The sequence below is a fragment of the Nocardia sp. NBC_00511 genome (assembly GCF_045161165.1).
Classification (GTDB): domain Bacteria; phylum Actinomycetota; class Actinomycetes; order Mycobacteriales; family Mycobacteriaceae; genus Nocardia.
In genome coordinates this window covers 7,163,906-7,177,624 of record NZ_CP107849.1, presented here as the reverse complement: position 1 = coordinate 7,177,624, position 13,719 = coordinate 7,163,906, and the positions used below count along the sequence as shown (strand labels likewise).

The 13,719-nt window shown below is 69.5% G+C and carries 14 protein-coding genes and 1 riboswitch; all 14 genes read right to left on the bottom strand.

The genetic code is table 11. The annotated features are described in order from the left end of the window. Positions 1 to 40: 40 nt before the first annotated feature. On the bottom strand, positions 41 to 1,177 hold the full coding sequence (locus OG300_RS33360) for an LLM class flavin-dependent oxidoreductase (protein ID WP_405487917.1): 1,137 nt from the start codon (positions 1,175 to 1,177) through the stop codon (positions 41 to 43). Further along, on the bottom strand, positions 1,174 to 1,983 hold the full coding sequence (locus OG300_RS33355; protein ID WP_405487915.1) for a DUF1684 domain-containing protein: 810 nt from the start codon (positions 1,981 to 1,983) through the stop codon (positions 1,174 to 1,176). Before OG300_RS33355 ends, OG300_RS33360 begins: the two co-directional genes overlap by 4 nt. Beyond that, positions 1,980 to 3,347, bottom strand: a complete 1,368-nt coding sequence (locus tag OG300_RS33350) for an NtaA/DmoA family FMN-dependent monooxygenase (protein WP_405487913.1) — start codon at positions 3,345 to 3,347, stop codon at positions 1,980 to 1,982. The genes OG300_RS33355 and OG300_RS33350 overlap by 4 nt, the downstream gene beginning before the upstream one ends. Positions 3,348 to 3,357: 10 nt before the next feature. Next, on the bottom strand, positions 3,358 to 4,455 hold the full coding sequence (locus OG300_RS33345; protein WP_405487911.1) for an LLM class flavin-dependent oxidoreductase: 1,098 nt from the start codon (positions 4,453 to 4,455) through the stop codon (positions 3,358 to 3,360). Next, positions 4,455 to 6,110: a dipeptide ABC transporter ATP-binding protein gene (locus OG300_RS33340; protein WP_405487909.1), complete on the bottom strand. Its 1,656-nt coding sequence runs from the start codon at positions 6,108 to 6,110 to the stop codon at positions 4,455 to 4,457. Before OG300_RS33340 ends, OG300_RS33345 begins: the two co-directional genes overlap by 1 nt. Then, positions 6,107 to 6,976, bottom strand: a complete 870-nt coding sequence (locus OG300_RS33335) for an ABC transporter permease (RefSeq protein ID WP_405487907.1) — start codon at positions 6,974 to 6,976, stop codon at positions 6,107 to 6,109. Before OG300_RS33335 ends, OG300_RS33340 begins: the two co-directional genes overlap by 4 nt. Then, positions 6,969 to 7,139, bottom strand: coding sequence for a hypothetical protein (locus OG300_RS33330; RefSeq protein ID WP_405487905.1), 171 nt, complete (start codon positions 7,137 to 7,139; stop codon positions 6,969 to 6,971). The genes OG300_RS33335 and OG300_RS33330 overlap by 8 nt, the downstream gene beginning before the upstream one ends. After that, positions 7,132 to 8,091, bottom strand: coding sequence for an ABC transporter permease (locus OG300_RS33325; protein ID WP_405487903.1), 960 nt, complete (start codon positions 8,089 to 8,091; stop codon positions 7,132 to 7,134). Before OG300_RS33325 ends, OG300_RS33330 begins: the two co-directional genes overlap by 8 nt. 4 nt (positions 8,092 to 8,095) lie before the next feature. Further along, the gene (locus OG300_RS33320; RefSeq protein ID WP_405487901.1) at positions 8,096 to 9,730 is read right to left on the bottom strand and encodes an ABC transporter substrate-binding protein; all 1,635 of its coding nucleotides are present in this window, start codon (positions 9,728 to 9,730) and stop codon (positions 8,096 to 8,098) included. Between the two features lie 20 nt (positions 9,731 to 9,750). Next, positions 9,751 to 10,248, bottom strand: a complete 498-nt coding sequence (locus tag OG300_RS33315) for a GNAT family N-acetyltransferase (protein WP_405487899.1) — start codon at positions 10,246 to 10,248, stop codon at positions 9,751 to 9,753. Then, positions 10,245 to 11,228 (bottom strand): transporter substrate-binding domain-containing protein, encoded by a 984-nt coding sequence (locus OG300_RS33310; protein WP_405487897.1) that lies wholly within the window; start codon positions 11,226 to 11,228, stop codon positions 10,245 to 10,247. The genes OG300_RS33315 and OG300_RS33310 overlap by 4 nt, the downstream gene beginning before the upstream one ends. A 30-nt stretch (positions 11,229 to 11,258) precedes the next feature. After that, the gene (locus OG300_RS33305) at positions 11,259 to 12,023 is read right to left on the bottom strand and encodes an amino acid ABC transporter ATP-binding protein (protein WP_405487895.1); all 765 of its coding nucleotides are present in this window, start codon (positions 12,021 to 12,023) and stop codon (positions 11,259 to 11,261) included. Beyond that, positions 12,020 to 12,898, bottom strand: coding sequence for an amino acid ABC transporter permease (locus tag OG300_RS33300; protein ID WP_405487893.1), 879 nt, complete (start codon positions 12,896 to 12,898; stop codon positions 12,020 to 12,022). Before OG300_RS33300 ends, OG300_RS33305 begins: the two co-directional genes overlap by 4 nt. A gap of 8 nt (positions 12,899 to 12,906) precedes the next feature. Next, positions 12,907 to 12,999, bottom strand: a riboswitch (SAM riboswitch). A gap of 104 nt (positions 13,000 to 13,103) precedes the next feature. Then, a complete protein-coding gene (locus tag OG300_RS33295; protein WP_405487891.1) occupies positions 13,104 to 13,652 on the bottom strand; it encodes a flavin reductase family protein in 549 nt (182 codons plus the stop codon). Between the last annotated feature and the right edge of the window lie 67 nt (positions 13,653 to 13,719).

Here is a 13,719-nt window from a genome sequence, read left to right as displayed (position 1 = left end):
TGCCTCGTGGAGTCCCCTTCCCTCGGCAGGCGGCGGGAGTTCAGGCGGCTCGGGACTGCGGGCGCAGCCCCCACTCGCGGGCCAGCAGCCGGTGGGAGTTCAACCGGTCCTGGTGGTCGTAGGTGACGCTGGTGACCAGGAGTTCGTCCGCACCGGTGAGGGTTCGCAGCGCCTCGAGGCGTTCGGCGACCGTGGCCGCGGAGCCGACGAACTGGGTGGTCAGGCGATCGTCGATCAGCTTGCGCTGCTGGTCGGACAGCGGCGGGGCGGTGGCGGGGTCGAGATAGTCCGCGGCTCCCGCACCGCTGCGGATGCTGTAGACCCAGTGGCCGTAACTGGCCGCGAGACGCTGGGCGGTGGCATCGTCCTCGGCGACCACCACGTCGGCGGAGACCACCAGGTAGGGGCGGGGGAAGCGCTCGGAGGGCCGGAAGGCCGCCCGGTAGGCCTCGACCGTCTCCACGATGGTGCCGGGTGAGACGTGGTAGTTCGCGGCGAACGGCAGTCCGGATTCGCCTGCCAGGCGGGCGCTTTCGCCGCCGCTGCTGCCGAAGAGCCAGAGCTGGATGTCCGCGCCCTCACCGGGAACGGCGTGCAGCTCCACCCCGTCCGGCGTGACGTAGGTGCCGTCCAGCAGGGCCTGGATCTCCTCGACCTGCTCGGTGTAGGGCAGCGGTTGCGCGCCCGGCAGGTGCAGCGCCCCCAAACCGGCCTTCACCCTGGAGAAGTCGAGCAGCTGGCCCGGGATGAACGGCGGTGGAATCACCACGCCGTCGCGAATCTCGGTGGGGCGCACCGGCGCGGGCACCGGCGGCACGCCCGCGGAACGCACCTGATCACCGCGATGCCCGGAGCGGCCGAGACCCAGATCCAGGCGACCCGGGTAGAGGGCGTCGATGGTGCCGAACGCCTCCACCACGGCGGCGGAGGTGTGGTGGCCGAGTTGCACTGCGGCGGAACCGATCCGAATCGACGAGGTCGCGGCGGCGATCAGCCCGATCAGCGTGGTGGACGATGAGCTGGCCACCCGCACGAAATGGTGCTCGGCAACCCAGAAGCGGTGGTAGCCCAGCGATTCCGCGTGCTGCGCGAGATCGATGGTGTTGCGCAGCGCCTGCTGCGGGGTCGAGCCCGCGCTGATCGGCGACAGGTCGAGGACCGATAGTGGAACGCTCATGACGCCTGCTCCTCTTTGCGCGGATCCCGCTCGCCCGCTTCGACATCCACCGGGAGCCGGTTCTCCGGCGGAGCGACGGGGCAGGTGGCGTAGTCGGTGAAGGCGCACGGCAGATTGACCGTGCGGTTGAAGTCGAGGACCACGGTGCCGTCGGCGGCGGGCCGCGGCACATCGAGACGACGCGCGCCGCCGTAGGTGGTGACACCGCTGGTGCCGTCGGTGATCAGGAGATGCTGTCCGAGGGTGTGGGTGCCGAAGACCACCAGCCGGTGCGTCGCGCCGTCGAGCTCGAAGGTGACGGTGCCGGTGGCGGTGTGGTGGTGTTCGAGCCCCTCGACGACCGCGCCGGTGGTCACCACGCGGGCCACCTCGAACGCCTCGTAGCGGGCGGAGACCACCCAGCGCGGATCCGGCTGGTACACCGGGATTCCGGTGAAGGCGGCCAGCGTCGGCGCGGCCGGATCGTGCACGCGCAGGGCGAACTGGCCACTGCGGCGGATCACCTCGATGACACGGTCACCGGTGTGCACCTCCAGGCCGGGCTTGCCCTCCCCCGGGGTGAGAACCGTGTCGGCACTCAGCGTTTCACCGTCGAGTCGCAGGGCCGCACCCGATTCGACGGCGACGTGGACGTGCTCACCGTCCGCGCGCCAGCGCCCGGGCAGCCCCTCGAAGGTCTCGTCTTCCGCTCCGAGCCAGTGCAGCCCGGTGAGGCTCAGCCAGCCCAGCGGCTGGCGCGCCCAGGTGTCGCGTTCGGTGCGGAAGGCGGCCCATTGCTGGTCGTACTCGGTGGCGATAGCGGTCATGAGGCGCGTACTCCTTCGGTGCCGTGCTGATGGGGGTGGCGCAGACCGAGGTGGTCGCGCAGGGTCGAACCGGTGTACTCGGTGCGGAAACTGCCCAGGGACTGCAGTTCCGGGATGACGCGGTCGACGAATTCGTCGAGCCCGCCGGGGGTCAGGTGTGGGACCAGCACGAAGCCGTCGGCGGCGTCGGACTGCACGTAGCGGTCGATCTCGGCGGCCACCTGTGCGGGCGTGCCGACGAACTGCTGGCGCGCGGTGGTCTCGATGATCAGCTCGCGGATCGAGAGGTTCTCGGCAACAGCGCGGGCCCGCCAGTCCTCGGCCACGGCGCGCGGGTCGCGGGCGTGGCGCACCCGGCCGCGGGTGATGTTCACGTCGTCGAGCGGATCGATGTCGGGCAGCGGGCCGTCCGGGTCGTAACCGGAAAGGTCACGGCCCCAGATCTGTTCGAGGAAGGCGATGGCGGTCTGCGGGGTGACCTGTTGACGGCGGATGCGCCGGGCGTTGTCCTGCGCCTGCTCCGGGGTGTCGCCGAGCACGAACCCGGCGGCGGGCAGGATCTTCAGTTCGTCGCGCTGCCTGCCGTACTTGGCCAGCCGATCCTTCACGTCGCGATAGAACTGCTGCCCGTCCTCGAGTTCGCCGTGCGCGCTGAAGATGACGTCGGCCTTGGCGGCCGCGAACTCCCGGCCCTCGTCGGAGTCCCCGGCCTGGATCTGCACCGGATACCCCTGCGGACCGCGCGGCAGCACGAACTGCCCCTCGATCTCGAATTGCGCACTGCGGAACTCTATTTCGGGCACCGGTCGCGCGAACACGCCGCGCTCCCGGTCGACCACCAGGGTGTCGGCGGGCCAGCTGTCCCACAGTGCCCGGGTCGCGTCGATGACCTCGGCCGCCCGGGTGTAGCGATCGGCGTGGTCGAGATAGCCGCCGCGGCGGAAGTTCTCGCCGGTGAAGGCGTCGGAGGAGGTGACCGCGTTCCAGGCCGCGCGCCCACCGGAGAGATGGTCCAGCGACGCGAATTGCCGGGCCAGCTCGAAGGGTTCGTTGTAGGTGGTGTTGATGGTCCCGGCCAGTCCCAGCCGGGTGGTGACGGCGGCCAGCGCGTTGAGCACAGTGAAGGTGTCGGGCCGTCCGACCACGTCCAGGTCGTGGACGCGGCCCCGGTGCTCGCGCAGCCGCAGCCCCTCGGCGAGGAAGAAGAAGTCGAACAGACCGCGTTCGGCGGTGCGGGCCAGGTGCACGAAGGAGTCGAAGTCGATCTGACTGCCCGAGTCCGGGTCGGTCCAGACGGTGTGGTGGTTGACGCCCGGAAAGTGGGCGGCGAGGTGAATCTGCTTGCGCAGGCGCTGATCCGGCATCCTCGACTCCTCAGGCGTGGGTGTAGCGGCTGGTCGGACGGGGCAGGCCCAGACGTTCGCGCAGCGTCCCCGGGCGCGGTGCGCGCCCGGCGGCGAGCGCGCGCAGCTGCGGGAGGACGGCGGGCAGCGCCAGCGGGCGCAGCACCACACCGTCGGCGGCACACTGTGTTTCGACGTCAGCGAGGCTGTCGCGCAGTTCCTCGGCGGTGCCGATGTGGAACACCGACCCGGGTGCGGGGGTGGCGATCCAGTCCTCCAGCTGGGCGACATCGGCGGCGGCCGCGTCGATGGTGTCGGCGAGGTGCACATCCAGATCCAGCAGGATCCGCACCTGATCCGGGTCGCGGCCCGCAGCGGCCACCGCCCCGCGCAGTTCGGCGCGCAGACCGGCGGCCGTGGCCAGATCCGGTGCTGCGATGCGGATCAGGTCGGCCCGATGCACGGCGACCCGGGTGCTGTGCGCGCTGTCGGCGCGCACCGTCACCAACGGCTGCCCCTGCGGCGGCCGGGGCGTGATGGACGGGCCCTTCACCGAGAAGTTGTCGCCGACGAAGTCGATGTAGTGCAACCGATCCCGGTCGATGAACCGCCCGGTGGCCCGATCGCGGATCTCGGCGTCGTCCTCCCAGCTGTCCCAGAGCCGGGCCGCCACCTCCACCGTCTCGTCGGCCTCGAACCAGCGGGAATGACTGTCCTGCTCGGCTTTCCGGCCGAACAGTGCGGCCGCGCCGGTCGAGACGGTGACCTCCCAGCCGGCCCGGCCGTGGCTGGCGAAATCGAGACTGGCGATGGCCTTGGACAGGTGGAAGGGCTCGGTGTGGGTGACCGGAACCTGTGCGATCAGACCGATGTGCCGGGTGGCCGCGGCCGCGCGGGCGGCGACCGCCACCGCGTCCAGGCGGCCCACCGCGCCCGCGGCTTGCAGCGCGAAAGAGTCGGTGAGGAAGGCGAAGTCGATTCCCGCGTCGTCGGCGGCCCGCAGCGCGTCGACCCAGTAAGCCGCGCCGAAGAGTTCCTCGGCTCGCGAGTCGGGCCGACGCCAGGACGCCGGATGCGCGCCGGTGCCGGCCAGTTCCAGGCCCAGCAGCAGCGGTGAGGAGGGCGGCATCACGCTGTCCTTTCGAGGGTGGGGGTGACCGGCTCGAGCCGCGCGCCCGGGACCGCGGCCAGCAGCTCCCGGGTGTATTCGTTCTGCGGCCGCTCGAAAAGCACGGTGGTGTCCGCTGTTTCGACCACGACGCCCTGACGCATGACCGCGACCCGGTCGGCCAGACGGCGCACCACGGCCAGGTCGTGCGAGATGAACAGGTAGGCCAGGTTCAACTCGGCCTGCAAACCTTCGAGCAGGTCCAGGATCTGGGCCTGCACCGAGACATCCAGCGCCGACACCGGTTCGTCGAGCACCAGCAGTTCCGGGCGCAGGGCGATGGCGCGTGCGATGGCGACCCTTTGGCGCTGACCGCCGGACAGTTCGGCGGGCCGCCGGTCGCGGTACTCCACCGGCAGCGCCACCTGTTCGAGCAGTTCCGCGACCGCGGCCCGACGGGCAGGGCGATCCCCGATCCCGAAGGCCCGCAATGGTTCCTCCACGATCGCGCCCACGCTGAGCTTGGGATTCAGCGAGACGAACGGGTTCTGGTAGACGACCTGGATGCGGCGGCGCAGCGCCCGCAGCTGGGCGCCGCGCAGCCCGCTGATGTCCGCGCCGTCGAAGGTGACGGTGCCCGCGTCGGGCCGCTCGAGCCGAGCGATGATGCGGGCGGTGGTGGACTTCCCCGACCCGGATTCGCCCACCACGGCGAGGGTTTCGCCGCGGCCGATCGCCAGCGAGACATCGTCGACGGCCGTCAGCGTGACATCCCGTGCGATCCGGAACGTCTTGTGCAGCCCGACGGCCGTGAGCAACGGTGCGGCGGTCGCCGAATCCGGCCGGGCGGTTCGTGCGGTGGTTCCCCGCTGTGCGTCACCGGACGAGGTGACCAGGGCCGGTGCGGCGGTGATGAGACGACGGGTGTACTCGTGCTGCGGATCGCCGAGCACCTGTGCGGCGCTGCCGGTCTCGACGATGACCCCGTTCTGCATCACGGCGATGCGGTCGGCGCGCTCGGCGGCGACCGCCAGGTCGTGGGTGATGAGCAGGACGGCGGTACCGGCGGCGGCGGTGCGCTCGGCCAGATGGTCGAGGATGCGGCGCTGCACGGTGACGTCCAACGCGCTGGTCGGTTCGTCGGCAATCACCAGTTCCGGCCCGCAGGCCAGAGCGATGCCGATCAGCACCCGCTGACGCTGCCCGCCGGACAGGTCCTGGGGATACTGCCGGGCGCGCAGTTCGGGCCGATCCAGTCCGGCCTGTTCGAGAATCCGCACGGCCTCCAGGCGCGCGGTGCGGCGGTCGGCGCGGCCGTGGATGCGCAGCACCTCCCCGCCCTGATCACCGATGCGCAGCACCGGATTCAGCGAGGTGCCCGGGTCCTGCGGCACCAGTCCGATACGCGCACCGCGCAATCGACGCAGGGTCCGCGCGGAGGCGTGCTCGATGCGTGCACCGTCGAAGGTGATCTGGCCGCCGGTGACGATCCCGCCGCCGAGCAGGCCGATCACCGAGTGCGCGAGTGTCGACTTCCCGGAACCGGATTCACCGACCAGAGCCACCGTCTCACCCCGCCGCACCTCCAGGGATACGCCCCGCACGGCGGTCGTGACGCCGGTGCTGCCCCGGTACTCGACCCGCAGCCCATCGATGCTCAACAGCGACTCGGTCATCGCAGTCCGTCCTTCTGAAGGGCGCGCGAAATACGCTGCGTCGAGAGCACCAGCACGACGATCACCAGTCCCGGCAGCGTGGTCATCCACCAGGCGATGGCCAGATACCCGCGCCCGTCGGACACCAGCGAACCCCATTCCGGCGTCGGTGGGACCGCGCCATAGCCGAGGAAGCTCAGCGAGGCCACGAACAGCACCGCCATGCCGAAATCCACCGCCGCCAGCGCCGCCACCGGCCCGTACGCATTGCGCAGCACGTGCCGGAACAGCACCGTGTGCCAGCGCACCCCGGAGGCGAGCGCCGCCTCCACGTAGGGCGCGCGCCGCACCCGCAGCACCTCGCTGCGCATCACCCGGGCGAACTTGGCGATCAGCGAAATCCCCACGGCGATGGCCACATTGCGGGTGCCGAGCCCCAGCACCGTGATCATGGCGAGCGCCACCAGCAGATCCGGGATGGACAGCAGCACGTCGACCACGCGCATCAGCACCGTGTCCACCGCGCCGCCCGCCGCACCCGACACCAGTCCGAGCAGCGACCCGGCGACCAGCCCCAGCAGCACCGCGAACACCGTTGCGCTCAAAGACAATCCGGCCCCGTGCACCACCCGGGTGTACAGATCCCGGCCGAGGTTGTCGGTGCCGAACCAGTGCGCCGCGCTGGGAGCACGCAGCTTCTGGGCAGGTACCCCGGTGAGGGGGTCCCGGCCCGCGAAGACCGACGGGGCCACCGCCCACGCCAGCACCAGCGCCACCACGGCGGCGGCGACCACCAGCCCGCCGTTGCGTCGCATCCAGCCGAGCACCTGTCCGGCCGAAACCTTCGGCAACACAACCGGGTTCGGTGCGGTGATCACCTCAGTCATCGGAGGACTCCTCCTCGACGACCCAGTACGCGAACCCCGGATCGAGCATCGGGTGGGTCAGCGTCAGCACGCGCAGGCGCGAGCGCGGACCCGACGGGGTGCGCAACCGCGCGCGCAGGTCACGGATGAAGTGGCGCGGCAGGACGGGCAGGCGATCAGGCATGGGCGCGCTCCTCGACGGAATTCCTGTGCACCACACGGGGATCCAGGATCGGATAGGTGAGGTCGATGACCAGGTTCACGGTGACGAACAGCAGCGCGGCCAGCACCACGACGCCCTGGACCACCGGAATGTCCTGGAACAGCACCGCCTGCTGCATGAGGCGGCCGACGCCGGGCCGTGAGAACACCGTCTCGGTGACCACCGACCCGGCGAGCACGGTGCCCGCCCACAGTCCCGCCACGGTCAGCGCGGGACCCGACGCCGGGCGCAGCACGTGCCGCACCTGCACCCACCAGCGCGACGCGCCCTTGGCGAAGGCCACCTCGACGAACGGCTGCCGCCACGTCGAGATGAGGCTGGCGTAGAGCACCTGGGCGATGGCCGCGCCCACCGGCAGCGCCAGCGTGATCGCGGGCAGGATGGTGCCGCCGAGCCCCTTGCCGCCGAACGCGGGCGCCCAGCGCAGCTGGAACGAGAACAGTTGCAGCAGCAGCAGACCCACCCAGAACCCCGGCATCGACGCACCGATCGGCGGCAGCGCGGTGAGCAGACCGCGCAGCCAGCCGCGCTGGGTGTAGGCGGCCGCCACGGCCAGACCGACGCCACCGATCACCGCCAGCAGCGAACCCAGACCGGCCAGCGCCAGCGTCGAAGGCAGGGCCTCACCCAGCGCCCCGGTCACGGTCTGGCCGGTGCTGATCGAGTGCCCGAAGTCGCCGCGCACCGCATGCGTCAGTGCCGTCCAGTACTGCGACCACAACGGCTGGTCCAGCCCGTAGCGGGTGCGCATCTCGGCGATGGCGGCCGGGTCGACGGTGGCGTCGGTACTGGAACCGGCCGCTATCGCCACCGGGTCACCGGGCAGCAGGTACAGCACCACGAACGACAGCGTGAACGCCGCCCACAGCACCCCCACTGCCTGCAGCACCCGTTTGATCACATAGCGGCCCATGGGATTACCGCTGCAGCCAGGTGTCGTGGAACTGCAGGCGGGCCGACGCCTCGAACTTCACCCCGGCCACCTTCCCGCCGACGCCGATGGCCTGCGAGAGCTCGATGGTCGGAATCCACAGGCCGTCGTCGAGGACCGCGCGCTGCGCGTCACCGATCAGCCGGGCCCGCGCGTCGGCATCGGTGGTCGCGAGCTGCTGGGTGAGCAGCACATCCAGGTTGTCACCGGCGGGGCGGACGTTCAGATTGCGCTGATCGAACGCGAAGGTGGCGCGCAGGATGTCACCGTCGGCGCGGGTGGTGTTGTAGTACGCGAAGTCGAAGTCCTTGTTGTTCTGCCGCACAATCGAATCGGCCACCGAGACCGGCTCCAGTCGCAGCTCGAAGCCGACGGCCTTCAACTGCTGCTGGGTCAACTCCAGAATGGCCTGATTGCCCGCGAACACCGGCGAGAAGAGCACCGCCGCGGACAGGCGCTGGCCGTCCTTGACCCGGATGCCGTCCGCACCGGGCACCCACCCGGCCTGATCGAACTGCTTCTTCGCGGCGTCGGGGTCGTAGGTCACCCGGGTCGAAAGATCCACGTAGCCGGGGGTATTCGCGGCCAGCACGCCGGTGGCGGGCTTGAACTGCGGACCCAGCACGGTCTCGACCAGCTCCTTGCGGTTGATCGCGGGCAGCAGGGCCGTCCGCACCGCCGGATCACGCAGCGGGCCGCGAGTCACGTTGGGCTGCAACCCGAATACGACGCCGGGGTTCGCGGTGAACTGCGCCCGGCCGCCGCCGCCCTCGATCTGCTTGATGTCCTGGGGCAGCGCGTCACTGATCGCGTCGAGCTGTCCGGAGGCGAGACTGCCGGTGCGGACCCCGGATTCGGGCACCACGGTGAACGCGATCTTGTCCAGGTGCGCCTCCCCCTGCGAGGCGAACACTCCGGAACCCCACTGGTACCCGGCCCGCTTGGCCAGCGTCGCCGACGCGTTCTGCTTCCATTCGGCGTAGGTGAACGGCCCACTGCCGATATTGCCGCCCTGGCAGCGCTCCTCGGCCGACTTGCCGATGGTGGCGTCGGCCTGAATACCCAGCTGCGGGGTCGAGACCGCCTGTAGGAACTGGGCATTGGGCGCGGAGAACTCGATGCGCACGGTCCGCGGGTCCAGTGCGACGCTGCCCACGTACCCGGACAGGTAGCTCGCGCCCAGCGGCGCCTTCACCCCGCCGAGCGCCACGATGGAATCGAAGTTCTTGCGCACCGAGTCAGCGGTCAGCGGGGTGCCGTCGCTGAAGGTGATGCCGTCCTTCAGATGAAAGGTGAAGCTCTTCGCGTCGGCCGTGTAATTCCAGGTGTCGGCCAGCCACGGCCGCAGCGCCCCGCTGGCCGGATCCTGATCCACCAGCGAATCGACGATCTGCCGGGTCACGTAGATGGTCTGATTGGTCCCCGACTGAGCCGGATCCGAGCAGGTCGGAGCCGACGACAGACCGTAGCGCAGGGTGCCGCCCGACTGCGGCGGCCCTGACGGCTCACCGCCGCCACCGCCACTGTCACCACTGCCGCACGCGGCCAGGGTGAGGGTAGCGGCGAGCGCACCGGTGAGCGCGACGGCGCGGCGCGCACGCACGGTGGGGAAATAGGTCATCGTGGATCTCCGGAGGGGACTCATACCGAAACCGCCTGGGCGGGAACGAATTTCTCGAATGGATGGACGTACCCGACCTCTTCCCGGACATCCAGCGGCAGCGCGGTGTAGCCCGCCGCCGTGTAGAGCGCCACGGCCTCGGGCTGGCGGGGTCCGGTGGTCAGGTAGATGCGGCGGTAACCACGCCGGGCGATCTCGGCCTCGAGCTGCTCGAGCACGAAGCGGCCCAGCCCGCGACGGCGCTGGCCCTGGGCGGTCCAGATCCGTTTCAGCTCAGCGGTTTCGGCATCGAAGCGCTGAAAAGCGCCGCCCGCCACCGGTTCTCCGTCCTCGACCACGACCAGCAGGTCGCCGTGCGGCGGCGCGAAATGACTCACCGGATATTCGGTCAGCTCCGCGTGCACCTCGCCGGGCGTGCCGCCGTAGCGGGTGCTGTACTCGATGGCCAGTTCCGCCAGCAGCGGACCGGCCAGCGGATCGTGCTGGCCGACGTGGAATACGTTGCGCGACACTGTCATTTCTTCGCCTTCGGTAGGCCCGGCGGATTGATCCGCGACTGCGCCACCGCTTCGCCGCCCAGACCCCAGCGATCGAGCACCTTGCGGTACAGGCCGTTGTCGATGGCGTACTGCAGGGCCTGCTGCACCGGCCCGACCAGACCATTGTCCTTCTTGGTCAGCACGCCGATCTCGGCTTGCAGGGCATCGCCCGCACCGGAGAAGGTGGCGACCACCTTGGACTGACCGGTCTGCGCCACGTGATACTGCGCGGACGGATTCGGTCCCAGGTAGCCGTCGATACGACCCGCGGACAGGGCCAGGTAGTAGTCGCTGACCTGCTGGTAGTAGGTGATGTCCACCTTGGGCAGGCCGTCGGCGACATCATCGGCGCTCCACTTCACCAGCAACTGCTCCTGGTTGGTGCCGGAGGTGACGCCGATCTTCTTGCCCGCCAACGACTTGCGGTCCTGGTAGGTCCAGTTCGCGTCCTTGGGCACCTCGAGCGCCACATTGTCGAGGCGGTAGGTGGCGAAGTCGTACTTCTCCTTGCGCTCCTCGGTGACCGTGGCATTGCTGACGAAGGCGTCCGCCTCACCGGAATCGATCTTCACGAAGTTCTGCGCCCAGTCGCCGATGCGGGTGTCGACCTTCAGGCCCAGAATGTCGGCGACCAGCACGGCGAGATCGGCGTCCGCGCCGATCGGGGTGCGATCGTCGGTGGCGTAGAAGCGCAGCGGCGGAGCCGCGCCCACCGAGCCGGTCACCACCAGCGTGCCGCGGTCGCGCAGGGCCTGCGGCAACTGCGCCGCGATGGCGTCCACCTTCGGAGCGTGTACGCGGCCGGCCTGCTCGGGCGACAGGTCATAGCTGACGCCGTTCACGGTGCGGGTCGTGTCGGTGGTGGTGCCATCGCCCTTACCGCAGCCACCCACCAGCAGACTCAGAGTGGTGACGGCGATCAGAGCGCCGATCCGTCTGCGACGGCTCGCCATGGACATCGGAATGGTCCTCACGTAGTCGGGGACACGTCACAGGACGTGTGCGAGAAAGGCTTTGGTGCGCGGATGCGCCGGGCTGTCGAGCACCTGGGTGGGCGGGCCCTGTTCGACGATGCGGCCCTCGTCCATCAGCACCACGGTGTCGGCGACCTCGCGGGCGAAACCCACCTCGTGGGTGACGATCACCAGTGTCGCGCCGCCGCGGGCCAGATCGGTGAGCACCTCGAGCACCTCGCCGACCAGCTCGGGGTCCAGCGCCGAGGTGGGTTCGTCGAACAGCAGCACCTCGGGCTTCAAGGCCAGCGCCCGTGCGATGGCGACCCGCTGTTGCTGACCACCGGAGAGCCGGGACGGGTACTCATCCGCCTTGTCCGACAACCCGACCCGGGCCAGCAGCTCCAGGGCCTCCGCGTTCACCTCGGCCTTGGCGCGGCGCTGCGCGGCCACCGGCGCGAGCGCCACATTCTCCCGAACCGTCAGATGCGGGAACAGATTGAAGTTCTGGAACACGAAGCCGATGCGCGAGCGCTGACGCAGGATCTCGCGTTCGGGCAGCTCGTGCAGCCGATCGCCCCGGCGGCGGTAGCCCACCAATTCGCCACCGACCCGGACGGTTCCGGCATCGACCTGTTCGAGATGGTTGATGGTTCGCAGCAGCGTCGACTTGCCCGAACCCGACGGGCCCAGGATCACGGTGACCTCACCGGGCCGCACCGTCAGATCGATGCCGTTGAGCACCTCGTTGCGGCCGAAGGACTTCCGGATGCCGCGCAGTTCGATCGCGTACTCGCTCACCGCTTCTCACCCTTCGCGAAGTGCCGCTCGATATAGAACTGCGCGATGCTCAGCACGGTGGTCAGCGCGATGTACCAGACCGTCGCCACCATCAGCAGCGGCACCACCCGGCCGTTGCGGCCGTAGATGACCTGCACCTGGTAGAACAGCTCCGCGATCGCCATGGTCGACACGATCGAGGTGCCCTTGAACAGGCTGATCACCTCGTTCGCGGCGTTCGGCAGAATGCCGCGCATGGCCTGCGGGGCAACGATCGTGAAGAACTGCCGATGCCACGGCAGCCCCAGCGAACGCGCCGCCTCCCACTGCCCCTCGTCCACCGAGATGATCCCGGCGCGAATGATCTCCGCCGAGTACGCGGCCTGATGCAGCGCCAAACCGATGACGGCGGCGGTGAATCCGCTGATCACGCCATTGGTCTGGAAGTGCGCGAACTCCGGGCCGAACGGAATGCCCAGCGACAGCGTCTTGTACAGATAGGCCAGGTTGAACCAGAACAGCAGCTGCACGATCAGCGGAATCGAGCGGAACGCCCACACGTAGGTCCACGAGATCGCCTGCAGCACCGGGTTCTTCGACAACCGGCCGATGGCCAGCCAGATCCCGATGAAGAAGCCGAGCAGCGTCCCCCAGAAGGTCAGCTCCAGCGTCACCTTCAGTGCTGAGAGCACCGACGACGCGGTGATGTACTGCGCGAAAGTGGACCAGTCCCAGCCGGGATTGGTGATCAGGCCGTGCGCGAACTGCGCGACCAGCAGCAGTGCGACCGCCGCCGTCACCCAGCGCCAGGGGTGCCGGGTGCGGACGATGCGCAGTTCGCCATCGTCGTGATCGACAGGCGTCGCGGTGTCCGCGGGTGCCGCCAATGTGCTCATGGATTCGTCCTCCATCGGTCCTGGCGGAAGCACCCGCACCACGTGCGCGGGGGTTGCTGCGATGTCTGCGAGCCAGGTCTCTCGATCGCTCTGGATGGTGAAGACGACGATACGAACTCCGGCGACGCCTGTCGCCGGTCCAGATCAGCGTGAATTCAATAGCGGTACAACGGATTTCCCGATTGCCACCGGAAAATCGGAGAACTCAGCCGGCGGCCGCGTCCAGATCGGGATCATGGTCGTGCAGCGCGCGGAAACCGCTGCGATGGAATACCAGCGGCTCGGACTCGGGATGCGTGGTCAGGCGGTGCACCCGCAACAGCACCACGGCGTGATCGCCCGCCGGAACCTGCTCGTGGACGGAGGTTTCCAGCCAGGTGGCGGCGCCCGCCACGAAGGCGGCATTGCCGGTCCCAGTGTGCAGCTCCACATTCCGGAAGCGGTCACCACGACGGGAACTCAGACCCCGGGCCGCCGCCTGCTGCGCACTGCCCAGCAGGCTCAACCCCAGACGGCTGGCCTGTTGCAGAATCGGCCAGGTCTCGGAGGAATATTGGATGCAGATCGACACCAGCGGTGGATCCAGTGACACCGGTACGAAGGTGCTCACCACCATGCCGTACGGATTGCCACCGATCCGTGCGCAGACCGCCACCACCCCGCTGGGGAAGTGCGCGAAGGTCTTTCGCAGATCCGTGCCGTCGACCGGAGATAGCGCGGCGCCCGCGCTGTGAATCGAGGTCAGCTCGCCCATCACTTCACTTCAGCACCGGCCGCCGCGCACCGACAGGGTTGCGCTCGAGCCGATCGGAAGCGGGGGC

Excerpts from the sequence above, each read along its gene's own strand:
- OG300_RS33360 (WP_405487917.1), bottom strand. The coding sequence starts at position 1,177 with ATGAGCGTTCCACTATCGGTCCTCGACCTGTCGCCGATCAGCGCGGGC.
- OG300_RS33355 (WP_405487915.1), bottom strand. The coding sequence starts at position 1,983 with ATGACCGCTATCGCCACCGAGTACGACCAGCAATGGGCCGCCTTCCGC.
- OG300_RS33350 (WP_405487913.1), bottom strand. The coding sequence starts at position 3,347 with ATGCCGGATCAGCGCCTGCGCAAGCAGATTCACCTCGCCGCCCACTTT.
- OG300_RS33345 (WP_405487911.1), bottom strand. The coding sequence starts at position 4,455 with ATGCCGCCCTCCTCACCGCTGCTGCTGGGCCTGGAACTGGCCGGCACC.
- OG300_RS33340 (WP_405487909.1), bottom strand. The coding sequence starts at position 6,110 with ATGACCGAGTCGCTGTTGAGCATCGATGGGCTGCGGGTCGAGTACCGG.
- OG300_RS33335 (WP_405487907.1), bottom strand. The coding sequence starts at position 6,976 with ATGACTGAGGTGATCACCGCACCGAACCCGGTTGTGTTGCCGAAGGTT.
- OG300_RS33330 (WP_405487905.1), bottom strand. The coding sequence starts at position 7,139 with ATGCCTGATCGCCTGCCCGTCCTGCCGCGCCACTTCATCCGTGACCTG.
- OG300_RS33325 (WP_405487903.1), bottom strand. The coding sequence starts at position 8,091 with ATGGGCCGCTATGTGATCAAACGGGTGCTGCAGGCAGTGGGGGTGCTG.
- OG300_RS33320 (WP_405487901.1), bottom strand. The coding sequence starts at position 9,730 with ATGACCTATTTCCCCACCGTGCGTGCGCGCCGCGCCGTCGCGCTCACC.
- OG300_RS33315 (WP_405487899.1), bottom strand. The coding sequence starts at position 10,248 with ATGACAGTGTCGCGCAACGTATTCCACGTCGGCCAGCACGATCCGCTG.
- OG300_RS33310 (WP_405487897.1), bottom strand. The coding sequence starts at position 11,228 with ATGTCCATGGCGAGCCGTCGCAGACGGATCGGCGCTCTGATCGCCGTC.
- OG300_RS33300 (WP_405487893.1), bottom strand. The coding sequence starts at position 12,898 with ATGAGCACATTGGCGGCACCCGCGGACACCGCGACGCCTGTCGATCAC.
- OG300_RS33295 (WP_405487891.1), bottom strand. The coding sequence starts at position 13,652 with ATGGGCGAGCTGACCTCGATTCACAGCGCGGGCGCCGCGCTATCTCCG.